Source organism: Burkholderia sp. MBR-1 (genome assembly GCF_013822785.1).
Classification (GTDB): domain Bacteria; phylum Pseudomonadota; class Gammaproteobacteria; order Burkholderiales; family Burkholderiaceae; genus Burkholderia; species Burkholderia vietnamiensis.
Window position 1 is genome coordinate 2,191,559 of sequence record NZ_CP053609.1, and the last position, 18,670, is coordinate 2,210,228.

An 18,670-nucleotide genomic window follows, 5' to 3' on the forward strand; every position below is an offset into this window, starting at 1 on the left:
GTATGCGGCGCGCTGTCGTGGCGCGCCGCTGTCGTTATCGTATGCTGCGTGTCGTTACTGCGTGGCGTTATTGCGGCTTGTAGATCGAATCGAACACGCCGCCGTCCGCGAAATGCGTCTTCTGCGCATTCGTCCAGCCGCCGAACGTGTCGTCCACCGTGTACAGCTTGAGCTTCGGGAACTGCTTCGTCAGCTCCGCCGGCACGTTCTTCGAGCGCGGCCGGTAGTAGTTGCGCGCGGCGATCTCCTGGCCCTGCGGGCTGTACAGGAAATTCAGGTAGGCCTCGGCCAGCTTGCGCGTGCCCTTCTTGTCGACCACCTTGTCGACCACCGCGACGGGCGGCTCGGCGAGGATGCTCACCGACGGCACCACGATCTCGAACTTGTCGGTGCCGAATTCCTTGATCGACAGGAACGCCTCGTTCTCCCACGCGATCAGCACGTCGCCAATGCCGCGCTGCACGAAGCTCGTCGTCGCGCCGCGCGCGCCGGAGTCGAGCACGCCTGCATTCTTGTAGAGCTTCGTCACGAACTCCTTCGCGCTCTGCTCGCTGCCGCCCGGCTTGTGCACCGCGTACGCCCACGCGGCCAGATAGTTCCAGCGCGCGCCGCCCGAGGTCTTCGGGTTCGGCGTGACGATCGAAATGCCGGGCCTGGTCAGATCGTCCCAGTCCTTGATGCCCTTCGGGTTGCCCTTGCGCACCAGGAACACGATCGTCGACGTGTACGGCGATGCGTTGTCCGGCAGGCGCTTCTGCCAGTCCTTCGCGACGAGCCCCTTGTTCGCGAGCGCATCGATGTCGTATGCCAGCGCGAGCGTGACCACGTCGGCCTGCAGCCCGTCGAGCACCGAGCGCGCCTGCGCGCCCGAGCCGCCGTGCGACTGCTTGAAGTTGACCGTCTCGCCCGTCTTCGCCTTCCATTCCTTGCCGAACGCCTGGTTGTAGTCCTGGTACAGCTCGCGCGTCGGGTCGTAGGACACGTTCAGGAACGTCGTGTCGGCCCATGCGTGCGAGGCGACGCCGAGCGCCGCCGCCGCGCCCAACGCCAGTGTTGCGATCAGGCGCCCCGCTGCGCCGCCCAGCCCCGTATTGCGCTTCGCCATCATTGGTTCTCCAGTGTCGTCGGTGTTGCGATGTCGGGCCAGTCTAACGAACGGGTTACATTATTAAAAATAATCGTTCTTCATTTTTTAATACTCAAAAGTGCTAACGCAGACTGGGCGGACGGTTGCGGCGGATGAACCGGCGTCGGGACGTCGCAAAACGACGGCGGAACCGGCGCGATCGCATCGAACCTCAAGTAACACTTGAAATTCGCGAAGTACTGTATAAAAATACAGCTCACTGTCTATCCATACAGTTGAGCCATGACCAAACTCACCGCACGTCAGCAGCAAGTGTTCGACTTGATCCGCCGCGCGATCGAGCGCTCGGGTTTCCCGCCCACGCGCGCCGAGATCGCCGCCGAACTGGGCTTCAGCTCGCCGAATGCAGCCGAGGAGCACCTGCGCGCGCTGGCGCGCAAGGGCGTGATCGAGCTGGCGGCAGGCGCCTCGCGCGGCATCCGCCTGCTCGGCATCGACGACATGCCGCACCAGTTCACGTTGCCGCACGCCGGGCTGATGCAGTTGTCGCTGCCGCTCGTCGGCCGCGTCGCTGCCGGTAGCCCGATCCTTGCGCAGGAACACATCTCGCAGCATTACGCGTGCGATCCGGCGCTCTTCACGAGCAAGCCCGACTATCTGTTGAAGGTGCGCGGCCTGTCGATGCGCGACGCCGGCATTCTCGACGGCGACCTCCTCGCGGTGCAAAAGCGCACCGAAGCGAAGGACGGCCAGATCATCGTCGCGCGGCTGGGCGACGACGTCACCGTCAAGCGCCTGATGCGCCGTCCCGGCGGCATCGAGCTGATCGCGGAGAACCCGGATTACGAAAACATCTTCGTCAAAGCCGGCAGCGCGGAATTTGCGCTGGAAGGCATCGCCGTCGGGCTGATCCGCTCGGGCGAACTCTGACAATCGGTCTCGCTGAGGAGAACACCATGGAACGCCTGTCCCGTCTGCTGCCTTTCCGTCAATTCGGCCGCCTGCGTCACCTGCGCGGCCGCACGCCCTGCGCGCCGCTGTCCGCTGCGGCGCCCGCAGTGAGCGAAGAAGTCGCAGTCGAACGGCAGGCGTCGCTGCTGCCGTCGGCGCTGCCCGCATTCGCGCGGGTCTCGCTGAATGCCGGCCTGAATCATGCGGAACCGGCGCGCCGCGCACCGGTGCGCGTCTATCACGGCCGCTCGCGCCTGATCATGGTGGGGACGATCGACGCCGTCTGCCGGATGATCGACCGTTGCATCGCCGAGGAACGATCGGCAGCGCACCACGGTCTCTGAGGGCGGAACCCATCCGTACCGGAGGCATCGTGACTGGATCTGCGGGCCGCGTCCGGCGGCTCAAGCCGCTACTGATCGCCGTGCTGATCGTCGCCGTACTGGCGGCGATCGGTTACGCATATGCGTCGCCATACGTGGCACTCGGCCGGCTCAAATCGGCAATCGATGCGCGCGATGCGCAGGCGGTCAGCGAGTACGTCGATTTTCCGTCGCTGCGCATCAGTCTGAAGCAGCAGGTCACGGAAGAATTGATGCGCCGGATCGACGCGGTGAAGAAGAACAATCCGTTCGCGGTGCTGGGCGCGTTGATCGGGTCTGCGTTGATCGGCCCGCTGGTCGACGCGTACGCGACGCCGGAAGGTGTTGCAGCGTTGATGAGCGGCATCCCGCCGCGCGGTAGTCCCGGCGAACGGCCTCCCGAATGGGCCGGCTCGCCGTCGAGGTCGCCGTCAGGCACCGCGCCAGCCAGCGCGCCGGCTGTGCCACCGTCGAGCGCCGGCAGTCCAGCGAGCGTGCCGGCAGCCGCCAGCGGCGCCACCTCGGTCCCGGTGCCAGCTCCCGCCCCAGCCGGCGCGAGCGATCCCGGTCGGACACAGCAAACGAGCGCGGGCTACCGCAATATCGACGAGTTCGTCGTGACGTACCAGCGCAGCGCCGACGGCACACGCTACGCGGCGATTTTCCACCGCTTCGGCCTGTTTACGTGGAAGCTCGCGGCAATCGACCTGCACGGCTGAGCGCGCGTTGCCGGTAGGCGGTGCCGCGGATGCGGCACACGGCACGCGCTCATCGCGAAGCCAGCGAGCTGGTCATGCGGCAAACGCGTGCATCCTCGTGCCATTAGCCCACTATTTACCGCTCGCGATAGCCGCCTCGCGCTCGCGTGCGATTTCGGCCTTCTGCTCCTGGGCCGACGAACATGCGACGAGGATGCTGCAGTTCACGCGATCGAGCAGTAGCGTGTTGCCGGCCCCCATCCACCATCTAGACAATCCGCTACGACAGCGATGGCCGACGACGACGAGGTCGGCGCCGATCTCGGTTGCGAGGTTCGCGATTTCGTCGATCGGGTAGCCGAACGCAAAATGACCTTCGGCCTGCACGCCGCGCTCGCGCAGCCAGTTCACCCCTTCCTGCAGGATCTCGCGCGCGGTTTCTTCGAAGCGGCCGCACGCGACATCGGTCAGCAGTCCCGCGCTCTGCGCGATGCTCGAGCGCATGTCGACGACCGACAGCAAATGCGTTTCCGCCTTCAGGTCGAGCGCGAGATTCGCGCCGCACCGCAGTGCCTTGCGTCCCTCGAGCGTGCCGTCGTAGCAAAGCAGAATCTTGTTGTAGCTAGCCATGAAACCTCCCGGTCGCGACTACGTGCGCTATGCAATCATCATGGTGCGCCGCAATCCAACGCGCAAGGGATGGAAAACGCTGATTCGCCGCACCACGCGCGTCGGCAATGATGCAGCGCACGATTCGTGTGCGCCTTCGACGCAAACCGCAGGCCCGCGCTGAAGCGGCGCGGTCGATGCACTAGAATGGGTCGTCCATGCCGTCAGCGCGGGCACGCGAGCCATGTCCGTGTGACCGGCGACAGTCCGAGCCGTTCGCATGCGGCGCGTGGCATCCGCCGAGCCGGCCGGCGCGGCGGCGCCCGTTCACAACGACACCCTGCCCATGTCCGTTGCACCGATCGATTTCCGGAACGTCGAAAAACGCTATGGCGACCGACTCGTCGTCAACGACCTGTCCTTCCACGTCGAGGCCGGCGAATGCTACGGGCTGCTCGGCCCGAACGGCGCCGGCAAGACCACCACACTGAAAATGCTGCTCGGCCTCGTCTATCCGGACGCGGGCGCCATTTCGCTCTGCGGCGAGCCGGTCCCGTCGCGCGCCCGCCATGCGCGCCGGCGCGTCGGCGTCGTGCCGCAATTCGACAATCTCGATCCGGACTTCACGGTCCGCGAGAACCTGCTCGTGTTCAGCCGCTATTTCGGGATCTCCGCGCCGGCCGCGCGCGCACTCGTGCCGCCGCTGCTCGAATTCGCGAAGCTGGAGAACAAGGCGGACGCGCGCGTCGGCGAGTTGTCGGGCGGCATGAAGCGGCGCCTGACGCTCGCGCGGGCGCTCGTGAACGATCCCGACGTGCTGGTGCTCGACGAGCCGACGACCGGCCTCGATCCGCAGGCGCGGCACCTGATGTGGGAGCGCTTGCGCTCGCTGCTCGCGCGCGGCAAGACGATCCTGATCACGACGCACTTCATGGAAGAAGCCGAGCGCCTGTGCGATCGGCTGTGCGTGATCGAGGAAGGCCGCAAGATCGCCGAAGGCGCGCCGCACACGCTGATCGAGTCGGAGATCGGGTGCGACGTGATCGAGATCTACGGGCCGGATCCGGTCGCGCTGCGCGACGAGGTGGCGTCGTTCGCCGAGCGCACCGAGATCAGCGGCGAAACGCTGTTCTGCTACGTGAGCGACCCCGAACCGCTCGCCGCGCGACTCAAAGGCCGTGCGGGATTGCGCTATCTGCACCGTCCGGCCAATCTGGAAGACGTGTTCCTGCGGCTCACGGGCCGCGAAATGCAGGACTGACCGACCATGGACGTTCGCAACTATTCCGCCTCCGCATCGTCCGCCCCGCCGCGCGAAACGCGCTTCGCGATCGCGCTGCCCGCGAATGCGACCAACTGGATCGCGGTGTGGCGGCGCAATTATCTGGTGTGGCGAAAGCTCGCGCTCGCGTCGCTGTTCGGCAATCTCGCCGATCCGATGATCTACCTGTTCGGGCTGGGATTCGGGCTGGGGCTGATGCTCGGGCACGTCGACGGCGTGTCGTATATCGCGTTCCTCGCGGCCGGCACGGTCGGTTCGAGCGTGATGATGTCCGCGAGCTTCGAGTCGATGTATTCGGGCTTCTCGCGCATGCACGTGCAGCGCACGTGGGAAGCGATCATGCACACGCCGCTCGCGCTCGGCGACATCGTGCTCGGGGAGATCGTCTGGGGCGCGAGCAAGGCGCTGTTGTCGGGCGCCGCGATCATGCTGGTCGCCGGCCTGCTCGGCTATGCGCGGTTTCCGTCGATGCTCGCGGCGCTGCCGGTGATCGCGCTCGCCGGCCTCGCGTTCGCGAGCACCGCGATGATCGTCACCGCGCTCGCGCCGTCCTACGACTTCTTCATGTTCTACCAGACGCTCGTGCTGACGCCGATGCTGCTGCTGTCCGGCGTGTTCTTCCCGATCACGCAGTTGCCGCCGCTCGCGCAGCACGCCGCGCATCTGCTGCCGCTCGCGAACGCGGTCGAACTGATCCGGCCCGCGATGCTCGGCCGGCCGGCAACCGACGTCGGGCTGCACGTCGCGGTGCTCGCCGCCTATGCGCTCAGCGGCTTCGTGGTGTCGGCGTGGCTGTTCCGGCGGCGGATGATGCGCTGACGCGCACGCGCATACCGCGCCGGCCGGTGTGCCGAGCCGACGACGACGTCACTCGTCGTCGTCGCTCCACGGAATTTCGACGTCGGTCAGGAACGCGACGGTCGCCAGCGGGCCGCCTTCCTGACGACCGAGCTTGCCGTCCGCGCGATGCCACTCGACGCGGAACTGCGTGCCGGGATCGTCGGCGATCAGATAGACCGCGCGCAATTCCTCCGCGTCGGCCTCGGCTACCGGACCGTCGAACGACACCAGCATCTTTTGCGGCCACAGCCCGTTGACCGGGTCGTAGATGCGATCGCCGTGCGGAATCTCGATGCTCGCTTCGACGCCGATCGTGGCGGACGCTTCGATGATCATCGTGCCGAGCGCGTTCAGCACGGCCGTGGCGCGTGCGGAATTGGCCTGGCGGATCGCGAGATCGCCGCGCGTCAGCGCCTTTTCGAGTCGAGGATGAATCTTCGGTTGGGTCATGCGTTTTCCTGTTTGCTTCTTGTAAAGGGCACCGCACGCGTGTAGCGGCGGCGCCGGGTGAATACGAGGCGCGGGCGGCGCGCCGGCCGGCCGGTCACCGGGCACGCGCACACGGCCGGCTCGCTGGTCCGCATGGGCGGCTGTCGCGCGCGGCTACTGCGGTGACAGCGGCGGCAGCAGCGAGCATCCGCCAATACGGCGCCGGCCGCCGGTCAGAACCCGAACGCGATCGCGAGCAGCCCGCTCACGACCCCGAACACGACGACGAGCACCGAGACGATCGCCAGCATGTACGGCTTGAAAGAGCGCGCGAGCATCGCGAGCGACGGCACGCTGATCGGCGGCAGCGTCATCAGCAGCGCGGCGGCCGGGCCGACGCCCATGCCGAGCGACAGCATCGCCTGGATGATCGGCACCTCGCCGGCGGTCGGGATCACGAACAGCGTACCGGCGACCGCGAACGCGACGATCCAGCCGAGATGGTTGCCGATGTCCGGACCGATGTGCGGGAACAGCCACGCGCGCGCCGCGCCGAGCAGCAGCACGAGCACGATGTATTCGGGCACGAGCCGCACGGCCATGCGCGCGAGCAGCTTCACCCAGCGGACGAACGGATTGCCCGCGGCGGCCTGCTCGGCCGCCAGCGCGGCGAGCTGCGCGTCGTCGATGCTGCGATCCTCGGGGCGCGCGATGCGGTTCAGCAGATAGCCGATCCCGAACACCATCGCGACGCCGAGCACGAGACGCAGCGCGCTCCATTGCCAGCCGAGCACGAAGCCCATGAACACCAGCGCGGCCGGATTGAGCACCGTGTTGCCGAGCCAGAACGCGACCGCACCGCCCGGCGATGCATGCCGCGCGCGCAGGCCCGCGACGACCGGCGCCGCGCAGCAGGTGCACATCATGCCCGGCAGCGACAGCAGGCCGCCCGCGGCGACGCTGCCGAAGCCGCTGCGACCGAGCACGCGCGCGACCCAGTGCGCGGGCAACAGCGCCTGCACGGCCGAACCGAGCAGCAGGCCCAGCACCATCGCCTGCCAGATCGCCTTGCCGTACGCCCATGCGTAGTCGAGCGCCGCCTTCAGCGACGGTTCGGGCGCGCTCGCCGACGTGCCCATCAGGATCGAGTTGCCGATCGAGTGATGCTCGGCGGCGACGAACGCCTTGTTGTAGTACGGGAACCATTTCACGTAGAACAGGCCCGCGACTGCGATCAGCAGGAAGGTCATCCAGCCGAGCGCCGGACTGGGTTGGGAGCGTGTGGTCGTCATCGTGTGGGAGTCGTTGCGTTGTTGTGGGTATTGGTATTGGTGTCGGCACGCGCCGCCGCATCGCCCGCGGGCGATGCCGGCAGGCCGGCCTGCGCGAGCGCATCGAGCAGCGCGCGCGCCTGATCGCGCGCGTCGGCTGCGTTCGGCCGGAACGTGAAAGTCAGCACGCGGTTCGGTCTGTCGTACGACGAACGATAGGTGCGCGCATAGGCAGGATCGTAATGCCGGTCGATCAGCGCGCGGAACAGGTCGGCGCGCGCATCGGCGTCGATCAGCGCGCTCCAGTGCGCGACTTCTTCGCGGCTGTGCAGCCCGATCAGCCGCGCGAGTTGCGCCTTGAACGCGTCGCGGTCGTCGAACAGATGCGCATAGTCGTCGAGCAGGAACGCGATGCGCTCGTCGTGCGCGGCCTCGACCTGCACCCACGGCCCCGCACGGAACGCATCGAGCAAGGCGAGCGGCAGTTGCACCAGCCCGATCTTGCGGCTTTCGGACTCGACGAACACCGGCCACGCGGGGTCGAAACGTTCGAGCGTCCCGACCAGCCCCGAGTCGAACGCCTTCTGCGTCGGCTGCGGCACGCCCGGCAGCGCGCCGAGCAGCGAGCCGCGATGACGGGCGAGCGCCTCGAGATCGAGCGTCTGCGCCCCTTCTGCGCGCAGCGCGTTCAGCAGCCGCGTCTTGCCGCAACCCGTATGACCGACGAGCGTGATATAGCGAAACTGCGCGGGCAGCGTATCGAGCGTCGCGCACACCGAGCGCCGGTATGCCTTGTAGCCGCCGTCGAGCTGGCGCGCCTGCCAGCCGATCAGGTTGAACCAGGCCGTCATCGAACCCGAGCGCTTGCCGCCGCGCCAGCAATAGATCAGCGGCCGCCAGTTGCGCGGACGGTCGGCGAAGGTGGTATCGAGATGCCGCGCGATGTTGCGCGCGACCATCGCCGCGCCGACCCGCGTCGCTTCGTACGGCGACACCTGACGGTACATCGTGCCGACGATCACGCGCTCCTCGTTACTGAGTACGGGCGCGTTCAGCGCGCCGGGGATGTGGTCCTCGGCGAACTCGAGCGGCGTGCGCACGTCGATGATCTCGTCGAACTCGCCGGCGCGATCGAGGGTGACAATCAGGTTCTTCAATTTGGCGTCGAACAGGGGCGATGCGGCTCGGCGAGCCGCACGGGCACGGAAGGCGGATTCGCAATTATCTCACGGCCGGGCGTCGCCGGCGGCGCGCGGTCGGCGTGGCGCTCATCGCGTCGAGCAGGTGATCGCGAAAAGCGCGCACGGGCGCCACAACGAGAAACCGGCGCGGCGCGCCTTGAAGGCGGCGAGCGCGCCGGGCAGGAACTCGCTCGAGAATCCCTCCGGGCACACAGTCTTCAACACGCTGCCATACAGCACTTCCAGCGCGCCGATTTCCTTCATCGCGTGCTCGACCTCCAACAGGCAGCCGTGCGAAGTGCAGCAGCCGCTCGCCGCCCGGCAACCAGCTCGCGCCTGGACTGTACCTGATGGGCTGGCGCCGTTCGGTCTTGCCGCACAGCCGAGCGCGCGCATCCGGCTCGGGATGCGCTGACCACGCTGCGCCATGAAGCGACCTCGCAGCATCGATAGCGATGCCGCGCGTTGATCGAGGCCGCTTACGGCGCCGGGTTCGGCTGCAATTCGTGCAGCGCGTCGATTTCGGCGAGGATCTCGTCGGACAGCTTCACGTCGATGCTGCCGATGTTCTCCTTCAGCTGCTCGAGCGACGTCGCGCCGATCAGGTTGCTGCGCACGAACGGTCGGCTGTTGACGAACGCGAGCGCGAGCTGCGCGGGCGACAACCGGTGGCGCTGCGCGAGTGCGACGTAGCGCGAGGTCGCGGCAACGGTGTGCGGCTTGCTGTAACGCTGAAAGCGCTCGAACAGCGTGATGCGCGCACCGGCCGGCCGCGCGCCGTTCTCGTATTTGCCCGACAGCCAGCCGAACGCGAGCGGCGAATACGCGAGCAGACCGACGCCGTCACGATGGGCGAACTCCGACAGGCCATTCTCGAACGTGCGGTTCAGCAGGCTGTACGGATTCTGGATGCTCGCGATGCGCGGCAACCCGAGCCGCTCGGCCGCGCGCAGGAACTGCGCGACGCCCCACGGCGTTTCGTTCGATACGCCGATCGCGCGGACCTTGCCGGCCTTCACGAACCCCGCGAGCACGCCGAGCGTTTCCTCGATCGGCACCGTGTAGGCATCGTCGATCCACGGATACGCGCTACGGCCGAACGTCGTCGTGCTGCGATCGGGCCAGTGCAGCTGGTACAGGTCGACATAGTCGGTCTGCAGACGCTTCAGGCTGCCATCGAGCGCCTCGGTCAGATTCTTGCGGTCGAACTGATTGCCTTCGCCGCGAATGTGACGCGGGTTGTGCGGCTGTCGCGCCGGGCCGGCGATTTTCGTCGCGAGCACGATGCGTGCGCGCTGCGCACGATGTTGCGCGAGCCAGGTGCCGATGTACTGCTCGGTGCGGCCCTGCGTGTCGGCCTTCGGCGGCACCGGGTACATCTCCGCGGTATCGATCAGCGTCACGCCCTGCGCGAGCGCGTAATCGATCTGCTCGTGCGCGTCGCGCTCCGAATTCTGCTCGCCCCAAGTCATCGTGCCCAGGCCGATCAGGCTGACCTCGATGCCGGAATCGCCGAGTGTGCGGTATTCCATGGTGCTCCCGTCGCGTCAGTGGAAAGCAGGAACGCTATCACATCGGCGCGCGCCGTTCAGATGGGCCGTGCGTACGCTTACGGACCGCCTGCTGCCCCGGGCGCCGCACGTTGCCGCAGGCGATCCCGGTACCCGCACCCGCCACGTCGTCCGTTGCATCCACATCCGGGCGTGGCCGCGCCGCCCTGTCTGCGTTACACTCACGGCCCGCTGTCTCAAAATCATTCGCTGTCCACGATGTTGTCGCGCCAACGCCTCGCCGCCGCCTGTCTCGCCGCTTCCCTGCTCGCCACTCCGTTCGCCGCGTTCGGCAAGACGCACAACGAATCGCTGCTTCAGCAGGCGATCGATTTCGTCACGCAGCTGCTGCCCGCCCCCACCCATGCAGCGCCCGCCACGCAGGTCGTCGAATCGGCGTTCTCGCCCGATGGCGGCGCCGAGGCGCTGGTGCTGAAGGCGATCGGCGCAGCACGCACTTCCATCCGCGTGGCCGCCTATTCGTTCACGTCGCCGCCGATCACGCGCGCGCTGCTCGCCGCGAAGCGGCGCGGCGTCAACGTCGCGGTGGTCGTGGACGACAAGGGCAACCGCGCGAAAAGCAGCCAGCAGGCATTGAACCTGCTCGTCAACGCGGGCATCCCGACACGCACGATCGATGTGTACGCGATCCACCACGACAAGTACCTCGTGATCGACGCCGAGCATGTCGAGACGGGCTCGTTCAATTACAGCGCGTCGGCCGCCAGCCGTAATTCGGAGAACGTCGTCGTGGTGTGGAACAACCCGCAGCTCGCGTCGCGCTACCTCGCGCATTGGCAGAGCCGCTTCGACCAGGGCACGCCGTATCGCTCATCGTATTGACGCGCCGCACCGGCGCGATCGCCGTGGCCGTTCACGCACGCCGCAGTCGGCAAGCACCGCGACGTCGTCCATGATCCGCGTGGACGGCGCGCGCATCAACCTGGCCGAATGGCCAGCCCCGCACGCACGACGCTAGCGCAGCCGGTACGAACGAGCGACGTCAGTGGATCTCGGCAGAAGAGTGTCCACCGCTCTGCGCCGTCGCGACACATCGCCCGGGATGCGCGTGCGCGTCGCTCGCGGAAGGCTTGGGCACGTCGCGCGCACCGCCCGGCAGCGCGCCGACGATACAGCCCGCACTGAAGGCCAGCGTGTTCTGGACCATCGGATAGAGCAGATACAGCGCAAACGCGAGATACCCTACATACAGGAAACGGACCATGGGGCGATAGCGGAACGATTGATCTCGCCCCTGTTTACGGCCTCGCAGCGGGCGGCTTGAGCGCCCAGCCCGTTCTGGCGGCGCGATGGAGAATGCGCGATACTGATTCACAGTCGCTCGTCGGCGCGCCTTCGGCAGCAACCGCCGCCCGCCTGCTACGTCGTGTCCGCGCGAGGCGACATTCGTTCGATGACCGGCTGCCCATGCCGGCACCCGAGACAAAGACCCATGCAGATTGCTTCCAAACCGGCCGACGAGACGGCCCGGCTCGCCACACTCCATTCATTGTCGATTCTCGACACGCCGCCCGAAGAACGCTTCGACCGCATCACGCGCCTCGCGCGCCGGCTGTTCGACGTGCCGATCGCTGTCGTGAGCCTCGTCGATGAGGACCGCCAGTGGTTCAAGAGTCATCCGGGGCTCGACGCCACGCAGACTTCGCGCGACGTGTCGTTCTGCGCGCATGCGCTGCTCGCGGACGACACGATGGTCGTCAAGGACGCGCTCAACGACGATCGTTTCCACGACAACCCGCTCGTCACCGGCCAGCCCGGCATTCGCTTCTACGCAGGCCGTCCGCTTGCCGCGCCGAACGGCGCGCCGGTCGGCACGCTGTGCCTGATCGATACGCGGCCGCGTGAGCTGTGCGCCGACGAGCTCGCGCTGCTCGGCGATCTCGCCCACATGACCGAACGCGAAATCGCGGCGCTCCATCTCGCGACCACCGACGAGCTGACGCAACTGACAAACCGGCGCGGCTTCGAGATTCTCGCGCGTCAGGTGCTCGGCCTGTGCGAGCGCACGGGCCGGCAAGCGGCACTGCTGTTCTTCGACCTGAACGGTTTCAAGGCGATCAACGATCGCTGCGGCCATGCGGAAGGCGACCGTGCACTGAAGGCGTTCGCGCAGACGCTCACCGGCACGCTGCGCGACAGCGACGTGATCGCCCGGCTCGGCGGCGACGAGTTCGTCGTGCTGTTGAGCGCGATCGACCCGGCCGACGTCGGCGAGCCGATCGAACGCGTGAAGCAGGCGCTCGAGCGGCGCAACGCGGACGACGCGCGCGGTTACGCGATCCGCTTCAGCGTCGGCCACGTCGCTTACGATCCCGCCCGTCATCGCACGGTGGCCGACCTGCTCGATTCGGCCGACCGGCGCATGTACGAGGACAAGCGGCGCGGCAAGGCCACCGGCGGCTGAGCGCCGGCACGCCGCTGCCGATGCCGATGCCGATGCCGCGGCGGCGCGCGGCCGGGGCTGCGGCGTTCAGCCCGCTGCGTCGGCCCCGCGGGGCCTGCCTGCTGCGGTCAGCTGCCGCAAGGCGGCGCGCTGGCCATTGCCTCGGCGATCTGCGCGGGCGTCAGATCGCGCTGGTGGGTCGCGATCGACCAGCGATGACCGAACGGATCCTCGACCTGACCGTAGCGATCGCCCCAGAACATGTCGGCCGCCGGAACCCGGAGGGTCGCGCCGGCCGCGACGGCCTGCTCGATGGCCGCATCCACGTTCGGCACGAACAGATGCAGACTGACCGGCGTGCCCTTCAGCGCCTTCGGCCCGACCGCGCCGTGCTCGGGCATTTCATCCACGAGCATCAGCGCCGAATCGCCGATCGCGAGACACGCGTGCGCGAGCCGGCCGTCGGGCAGCATCAGGCGGAACCGTTCGGTGGCGTTGAACGCGCGCGTGTAGAACTCGATCGCGGCAGTTGCGCCGGCGCAGATCAGGTGCGGCGTCAGCGTGCGCATCCCTTCCGGAATCGGTTTGACGGACGTGGCCATGGGTGTCGCTCCTTCAGTGAGTTGTCGTATCGGAAACGGGACGGACGCGCGATGCATCCGCCGCCGATGACACGACGAACGGGCTCGACTGAAATCGACATCGGTTCGGAAATTTTTTTGCGTCGTGCCGGACCGGCACCAACGTACGCGGGCAGCGAGCGCGGTGCGGCGCCAACGGCGCGCTGGAGACCGGCGGCATCGCGTTTGCCGCCGCGGCGGGATGGGTCGTCGTGCGCCACGGCACGGCGCAGCGCGGGCGCGCGCCGCAGTTGCCGTCAGATTTGCGGAAGGTCGCGCAGCGTGCGCGACTCGTTCGTCGCGTCGATGTCGAGCTCGATCCCTTCGGATGCGTCGCGGTACAGCACGCGTTTCAACCTCGGCCCGACGGCCGTTGCGTCCGCTTCGTCGAACACGGCCAACACGTCGGCGCCGGCGGCGAGCGCGCGGGCGACCTCCGCGACCGTCGCCTCGCTGGGCGCTGCGGCCCACGAGCGGTCCGTTGGGTTGACGGCCGCCCAGCGCACGTGTGTCACCCGCGCGCTGCGCACATCGATTCGGACACCATTCACCGCGAACATCGACATCGACCTCTCCTTCGAAACGGTTGCGACCGGCCGCGCGCGCGGCTTCGGCCGACGCGATTTTCGATGATACATTGAGACGCTTTGCAACCGTCAACAGACCATCGTGCACCGGAGAAACACATGACCGACGCCTGGGGAACCTTCCCGGCCAGAATGGGCGACCATCAGGCTTTCATCAGCTTCAATCACGCGTTCGCGGAAATCGCCGAGACCGACCCGCGCACGTCGCTGCTCAGCGTGCGCGTCGCGCTCGCGCATCCGACGCCCGACGGCCTGCCCGGCAGCGACGAATTCGCCGAACTCACGCGCGTCGAGACGCTGCTGGACGCCGCGGTGACTGGGCGCAACGGCGTGCAGGTCGGCCGCATCACCGTCGACAACAACCAGGATTTCCTGTTTTACGTGTCGTTCGACGAAGACACCGCGGCCGGGATCGTCGACGCGCTGGCCGACCAGACGGCCTACGCACTTCAATACGCATACCACGAGGATCCGGACAAGGAGACCTACTGGCGCACGCTCTACCCGACCGACGACGACTGGCAATTGATGCGCGACATGCGCGGGCTCGACGCCCTGCTGCAAAAAGGCGACGTCGGCGACGTGAGCCGGCGCGTGGCGCACTGGGCCTACTTCCCCGATCCGAGCGACGCGCACCAGTTCGCCGACTGGGCCGAATCGAAGGGCTATCTGGTCGAATCGGTCGCGCCGACCGAGGACGGCAAATCGGCCGTGCGCTTCGCGCACGAAGGGACGATGGCGCTGGCCGACATCACGCGCCATACGCTCGAGATCAACCGCGAGGTGCGCGCGCTCGGCGGCAACTACGACGGTTGGGAAACGAGCGTCGAACAGGCGGGTTGAGCGGGCCGGCCTGCAAAAAGTCCCCGCTCCTGCACGAGCGAGCGGGGAAACGTTGACCGGGCCGGGGAGAACGGTCAACCCGTCGGATTGTGATCGTGGCGCGCGCAACCGTCTGTGCGACAACTCACCCTTGCAACCGGCAAGCGCCAGTGTCGATCGCGCTCGTCGACAACGACGCTTGCACCCTTCGTCGGCGAATTCCGTTGTTTCCCTCCGCGCGGCACGCGCCGCGTCCGCGATGTGCCGGCGCGTCCGGATGCGCGCTGCACCGCGTGAATCTTGTGTGAATTTCGCTCGTGGGAATAAATTCCGGACGCACGGTGCCGTTATTCTCGGAATGATCGCGAACGCGTCGACGAGCGCGGCGCGGCGGCGATCGCGCGTTAGCTGCTCGTGTGACCTCTGTCGCCGCATTCCGCTGCGGACGGAGGCCGCCGCACTGCGACGGTCGAGCCACAGAAATCACCGCAATACGATGCAAACCATGACACTCGCTCAGGCACAACACGACGGCGTCGACGTCTGGATCGTTCCGTTGCCCGGACACGCCGCCTACGCCTATACGCACCTCAAGCGGGTATTCGGATCCGACGACTCGCGACATCGCGTCGTGACCATCGACCTGCGTCGGCTGCTCGCGTGCGCGGACCGCGACACGACCGATTACGTGCTGCCGTCCGTTCAGGACTGGCCGCCCGGCAAGGCGGCCGGCATTCGCGAATTTCTCGACCCGGACAAGGCGCGGATTCCGGACATGCCGTTCATCACGTTCCGCGAGACGAGGCCGCGGACGCTGCTCGGCATCCCGGGCCTGTCGAAGACCGGCGTTGCGTCGTTCCGGAACGGGCAGCATCGCGCGCGCTATCTGGCGCACGCGGGCGCGACGCGCGTGCCGGTGGAGGTGCATGAGACGGAAGCGGATTTGCTCGCGCGCTATTGCGGTATGTGACGTTCGATCGGGTCGGTAGTGGCGGCCGGTTCGATCTCGACGTCCTGGAGCACGGCACGACGACGTTGTGCCGTTGGCCTCAGTCGGTCGTGACCGATCTGCGCGGGACCGACAGACTGATGCCGAAGCCCCGCGACGGTAAAGGCTCCGCGACGCTCGTGCCGCCAAGCCGTCGCACGCGATCGCGAATGCCGGCGAGCCCCGACGAGTGAACCGCAGCCGGCGGGCGCTCGGTTGACGGGGCCGGCTCGCCGTCGTCCTCGATCGACAGGTCGCATTGCGATTCCGTGCAACGGAATGCGATCCGGACTTCGGTCGGATTCCATGCGTGCCGCGCAATGTTCGTGAGCGCCTCCTGGACGATGCGGAACAACGCCGTCGACGCGGCGTCCGTGAATCTCACATCGCAACGCTCTGTGTGGAACAGCACCCGCAAGCCGGAGCGTTGCCGAAAGTCGTCCACCAGCCACTCGAGCGCGGGAAGCAGGCCGAGATCGTCCAGGATCGCCGGCCGCAAGCCGGCCGACAAGCGCCGCACCGACAGGATCGCGCGGTCGAGCGCGGCGCGCATGCTGTCGGCGAGCTGGGCCGCTTGGGCACTCGGCGTCGCGTCATCCTGCGTCACGAGCCTGTTCAGGCCCATCTTCAGCGCCGTCAGTTGTTGGCCGAGGTCGTCGTGCAGTTCTCGCGAGATCCGCTTCTTTTCTTCCTCGCGGGCCGTCTCGATACGCGACGCGAGTTCGCTTGCGTACTCCAGTTGCTTCAGGCGATTACGCTCGGTCATGTCGCGCGTGACTTTCGCGAAGCCCAGCAATTTGCCGGCCGGACCGTAGACCGCCGTAATCACGACGTTGGCCCAGAAACGCGATCCGTCTTTGTGCAGCCGCCAGCCCTCGTCCTCCACCCGGCCCTGTGCGGCCGCGGTCGCCAGTTCCCTCTCCGGCTTGCGCGCCGCGATGTCTTCCGCCGGATAGAAACGCGACACGTGGTGGCCGATGATCTCCGCCGGTTCGAAACCTTTGAGCCGCTTCGCACCGGCGTTCCAGCTGGTGATGTGACCGTCCGGGTCGAGCATGAAAACGGCATCCTCGACCGCGTCCATCAGCAAACGCAAGCGCTCTTCGCTCTGACGCAGTCTCTCTTCATTGCTGCGGCGCTCGGTCAGGTCGCGCGTGACTTTCGCGAAGCCGACCAGCATGCCCTCGCGGTCTCGCAGCGGCGTAATGACGACGTTGGCCCAGAACCTCGAACCATCGCGGCGTATGCGCCACCCTTCGTCCTCCCAGCGTCCGAGCGTGACGGCGCGAGCGAGTTCTTCCGCCGGATAGCCGCGCTGTTGCGCGTCGGATGGGTAAAAGACCGAGAAGTGCTGGCCGATGATCTCGTCGGCGCGATAGCCTTTGATACGCTCCGCGCCGGCGTTCCAGCTGGCGACATGCCCGGTCGGGTCCAGCAGAAAAATCGCATAGTCGCGGATTGCGTCGACCAGCGAGCGGTAGCGCTCCTCCGCTGAAACCATGGCGATCGCCTCGCTCGGGTGCCCGCCGTTCGGTCCGTTTTCGGCATATTCCAAGGCGCTCGTCCCTCCATAAACCTCGTGTCGGATATCGACAGAATAAACCGCGGTGGAATTGGCGGTGATATTGCGGCGGCTAATTCATGCTGAAAATGGGGGCGCCAAAAGTGATCGTGCTGCTTCCCCGTTTGTGTCCATCAGAAAAAAACGCTGATTTGACACCTTCAGCCACCGACTGATCCAAGTCAACACCGGCATACTGATTTAGCATCAAATTAGTTAACAAAACAAATAACCTTGAACCAGACCGTAGGTACCGGGCTCGGCTATGCGATGGGCCGCTTGCGATGCCCGCGGCCGACTGACATGATCGACTCGCAAGCGCACCTTAGGCGCATGTGCGTGCAGCGAAATCTGCTAGTCGCAATGGAAATACTAAATCAAACAAGAAACGAGGAAGACCATGAAACATATTGGCCCTGTGCTGCTTGTCGTTGCAGCTCTCGCGGGATGTAATTCGAAGCAGGACAACACTCATTCGGCAACCACAACGGCGGCACCTGCCGCGGCCAGTGACACTGCCCCGGCCTCTCAGGTTTCTCCGACGCAAACGACCACCACTGCCCCGCCCGCGCCTCGGCATAATTACGCCATCAATCAGGACGGGACTTATGGTTACGAGCCGGGCCTAAGCGAAGATGATATTCGTGCCGGAAAGACGGCCAAGCCTTTGGTCATGATGCGATACGTCGGCCTTCGCGACGGCACGTACATCCTGCTGTTGATCGACGAAGATAATCCGAATTTCTCGACGCGCGTCGCGTGTCAAGCGCCCTGTGAATTCGCAAAATCGCAGACTATGGCCGGAGATATGGTGGTAAAGACGGAAACCATACGTGTTGCGCCGGGATCCCTGTTGAATGGAATGGTGGAAGATGCCGTAGCCGGGCAACTGATTCCGTTCGGCCAGAGAGCGCCAAGTCAGACCGTGAGCCAGGCTCCGGTCGGTGCAGCATCGTCATCGCAAGTGCCGCAACCACCGACCACGACCACACCCGCCACCGACGCTCAGCATGACTCTGCCAACGGCCCCGTCCAGCAAACGAGCTTCGACTGCAGCAAGGCGAAGTCGATTCCAGAGTTTCTGATTTGTCACGATCCGGATTTGGCGGCAGCTGACCGCGATCTCGCCGACACGTACCGTCAGGCCAAGGAGGCCGCGGTAGACAAAACGGCGTTCAATAATAGAACGAGGCGGCAATGGAACTTTCGAGAAAAAAATTGCCGCGATAAAGACTGCCTGATGTCCTGGTATGCATATCAGAAGCGCGTGCTATCCAAGATTGCCCAGACCGGTGACGCGGCCGTTCAAGACAACTAGGACGGCGACCGCCGCGGGTCAAACTCCGCTCGATGAGGGGCGCTGTCTGGCTTCGCCGCGGGTCCCAGGCCCGGTTCGGTTCGTTTGCGTCGGCTGACGCGCGCGGCTTC

20 protein-coding genes and 1 pseudogene are annotated in these 18,670 nt (G+C 66.4%); 10 read left to right on the forward strand and 11 right to left on the reverse strand.

Annotated features, from left to right (window positions below):
• Positions 1 to 67: 67 nt before the first annotated feature.
• Positions 68 to 1,105: a sulfate ABC transporter substrate-binding protein gene (locus MBR110_RS10035; protein WP_034193191.1), complete on the reverse strand. Its 1,038-nt coding sequence runs from the start codon at positions 1,103 to 1,105 to the stop codon at positions 68 to 70.
• A gap of 264 nt (positions 1,106 to 1,369) precedes the next feature.
• On the opposite strand from MBR110_RS10035, the gene lexA reads away from it, so the two are divergent.
• From lexA to MBR110_RS10050, 3 genes are read left to right on the forward strand one after another with little or no spacing between them, the layout of a single operon-like run.
• On the forward strand, positions 1,370 to 2,017 hold the full coding sequence (gene lexA, locus MBR110_RS10040; RefSeq protein WP_011884733.1) for a transcriptional repressor LexA: 648 nt from the start codon (positions 1,370 to 1,372) through the stop codon (positions 2,015 to 2,017).
• Positions 2,018 to 2,043: 26 nt separating this feature from the next.
• Complete coding sequence (locus MBR110_RS10045; RefSeq protein WP_011884731.1) at positions 2,044 to 2,382, forward strand: hypothetical protein; 339 nt, start codon at positions 2,044 to 2,046, stop codon at positions 2,380 to 2,382.
• Between the two features lie 29 nt (positions 2,383 to 2,411).
• Complete coding sequence (locus MBR110_RS10050) at positions 2,412 to 3,119, forward strand: DUF2939 domain-containing protein (RefSeq protein WP_045579133.1); 708 nt, start codon at positions 2,412 to 2,414, stop codon at positions 3,117 to 3,119.
• A 111-nt stretch (positions 3,120 to 3,230) separates the two neighbouring features.
• Here the strand turns inward: MBR110_RS10050 and MBR110_RS10055 are convergent, their stop codons facing one another.
• Complete coding sequence (locus MBR110_RS10055) at positions 3,231 to 3,728, reverse strand: universal stress protein (RefSeq protein ID WP_059734170.1); 498 nt, start codon at positions 3,726 to 3,728, stop codon at positions 3,231 to 3,233.
• Positions 3,729 to 4,053: 325 nt separating this feature from the next.
• Here MBR110_RS10055 and nodI point away from each other — a divergent pair, with 325 nt between their 5' ends.
• Together nodI and MBR110_RS10065 are read left to right on the forward strand one after the other, a co-directional pair.
• Positions 4,054 to 4,968, forward strand: a complete 915-nt coding sequence (gene nodI / locus MBR110_RS10060) for a nodulation factor ABC transporter ATP-binding protein NodI (protein WP_046427138.1) — start codon at positions 4,054 to 4,056, stop codon at positions 4,966 to 4,968.
• Positions 4,969 to 4,974: 6 nt separating this feature from the next.
• Positions 4,975 to 5,808: an ABC transporter permease gene (locus MBR110_RS10065; RefSeq protein ID WP_046427088.1), complete on the forward strand. Its 834-nt coding sequence runs from the start codon at positions 4,975 to 4,977 to the stop codon at positions 5,806 to 5,808.
• A 48-nt stretch (positions 5,809 to 5,856) separates the two neighbouring features.
• On the opposite strand, the gene MBR110_RS10070 is transcribed toward MBR110_RS10065, so the two are convergent.
• From MBR110_RS10070 to MBR110_RS10090, 5 genes and pseudogenes are all read right to left on the reverse strand, one after another.
• The gene (locus MBR110_RS10070; protein ID WP_011884724.1) at positions 5,857 to 6,279 is read right to left on the reverse strand and encodes a hypothetical protein; all 423 of its coding nucleotides are present in this window, start codon (positions 6,277 to 6,279) and stop codon (positions 5,857 to 5,859) included.
• 212 nt (positions 6,280 to 6,491) lie between these two features.
• On the reverse strand, positions 6,492 to 7,550 hold the full coding sequence (locus MBR110_RS10075) for a permease (RefSeq protein ID WP_011884723.1): 1,059 nt from the start codon (positions 7,548 to 7,550) through the stop codon (positions 6,492 to 6,494).
• Positions 7,547 to 8,686: a tRNA 2-selenouridine(34) synthase MnmH gene (gene mnmH, locus MBR110_RS10080; RefSeq protein ID WP_059562734.1), complete on the reverse strand. Its 1,140-nt coding sequence runs from the start codon at positions 8,684 to 8,686 to the stop codon at positions 7,547 to 7,549. Before mnmH ends, MBR110_RS10075 begins: the two co-directional genes overlap by 4 nt.
• A gap of 153 nt (positions 8,687 to 8,839) precedes the next feature.
• Positions 8,840 to 9,029 (reverse strand): annotated as a pseudogene (locus tag MBR110_RS10085) (LysR family transcriptional regulator); the annotation flags it as partial.
• A gap of 160 nt (positions 9,030 to 9,189) precedes the next feature.
• On the reverse strand, positions 9,190 to 10,242 hold the full coding sequence (locus MBR110_RS10090; protein WP_059734168.1) for an NADP(H)-dependent aldo-keto reductase: 1,053 nt from the start codon (positions 10,240 to 10,242) through the stop codon (positions 9,190 to 9,192).
• A 237-nt stretch (positions 10,243 to 10,479) separates the two neighbouring features.
• Here MBR110_RS10090 and MBR110_RS10095 point away from each other — a divergent pair, with 237 nt between their 5' ends.
• Positions 10,480 to 11,103, forward strand: coding sequence for a phospholipase D family nuclease (locus MBR110_RS10095; protein WP_011884717.1), 624 nt, complete (start codon positions 10,480 to 10,482; stop codon positions 11,101 to 11,103).
• A gap of 160 nt (positions 11,104 to 11,263) precedes the next feature.
• On the opposite strand, the gene MBR110_RS10100 is transcribed toward MBR110_RS10095, so the two are convergent.
• Complete coding sequence (locus tag MBR110_RS10100) at positions 11,264 to 11,485, reverse strand: hypothetical protein (protein ID WP_059694678.1); 222 nt, start codon at positions 11,483 to 11,485, stop codon at positions 11,264 to 11,266.
• A 228-nt stretch (positions 11,486 to 11,713) separates the two neighbouring features.
• Between MBR110_RS10100 and MBR110_RS10105 the strand changes: the two genes are divergently transcribed.
• A complete protein-coding gene (locus MBR110_RS10105) occupies positions 11,714 to 12,685 on the forward strand; it encodes a GGDEF domain-containing protein (RefSeq protein WP_011884713.1) in 972 nt (323 codons plus the stop codon).
• A 107-nt stretch (positions 12,686 to 12,792) separates the two neighbouring features.
• Here MBR110_RS10105 and MBR110_RS10110 read toward each other — a convergent pair whose 3' ends face one another.
• Together MBR110_RS10110 and MBR110_RS10115 are read right to left on the reverse strand one after the other, a co-directional pair.
• Entirely contained in the window at positions 12,793 to 13,266 is a 474-nt protein-coding gene (locus tag MBR110_RS10110; RefSeq protein ID WP_181709055.1) for a VOC family protein, read from the reverse strand.
• Between the two features lie 275 nt (positions 13,267 to 13,541).
• Entirely contained in the window at positions 13,542 to 13,850 is a 309-nt protein-coding gene (locus MBR110_RS10115) for a hypothetical protein (RefSeq protein ID WP_011884709.1), read from the reverse strand.
• A 120-nt stretch (positions 13,851 to 13,970) separates the two neighbouring features.
• Here MBR110_RS10115 and MBR110_RS10120 point away from each other — a divergent pair, with 120 nt between their 5' ends.
• Complete coding sequence (locus MBR110_RS10120) at positions 13,971 to 14,714, forward strand: DUF695 domain-containing protein (protein ID WP_014722976.1); 744 nt, start codon at positions 13,971 to 13,973, stop codon at positions 14,712 to 14,714.
• Between the two features lie 484 nt (positions 14,715 to 15,198).
• Entirely contained in the window at positions 15,199 to 15,663 is a 465-nt protein-coding gene (locus MBR110_RS10125) for a plasmid fertility inhibition factor family protein (RefSeq protein ID WP_046427102.1), read from the forward strand.
• A 79-nt stretch (positions 15,664 to 15,742) separates the two neighbouring features.
• Here the strand turns inward: MBR110_RS10125 and MBR110_RS10130 are convergent, their stop codons facing one another.
• Positions 15,743 to 17,182 (reverse strand): PAS domain-containing sensor histidine kinase, encoded by a 1,440-nt coding sequence (locus tag MBR110_RS10130; protein WP_059734224.1) that lies wholly within the window; start codon positions 17,180 to 17,182, stop codon positions 15,743 to 15,745.
• Positions 17,183 to 17,831: 649 nt separating this feature from the next.
• Here MBR110_RS10130 and MBR110_RS10135 point away from each other — a divergent pair.
• Complete coding sequence (locus tag MBR110_RS10135) at positions 17,832 to 18,560, forward strand: lysozyme inhibitor LprI family protein (protein ID WP_034193188.1); 729 nt, start codon at positions 17,832 to 17,834, stop codon at positions 18,558 to 18,560.
• Positions 18,561 to 18,670 lie beyond the last annotated feature (110 nt).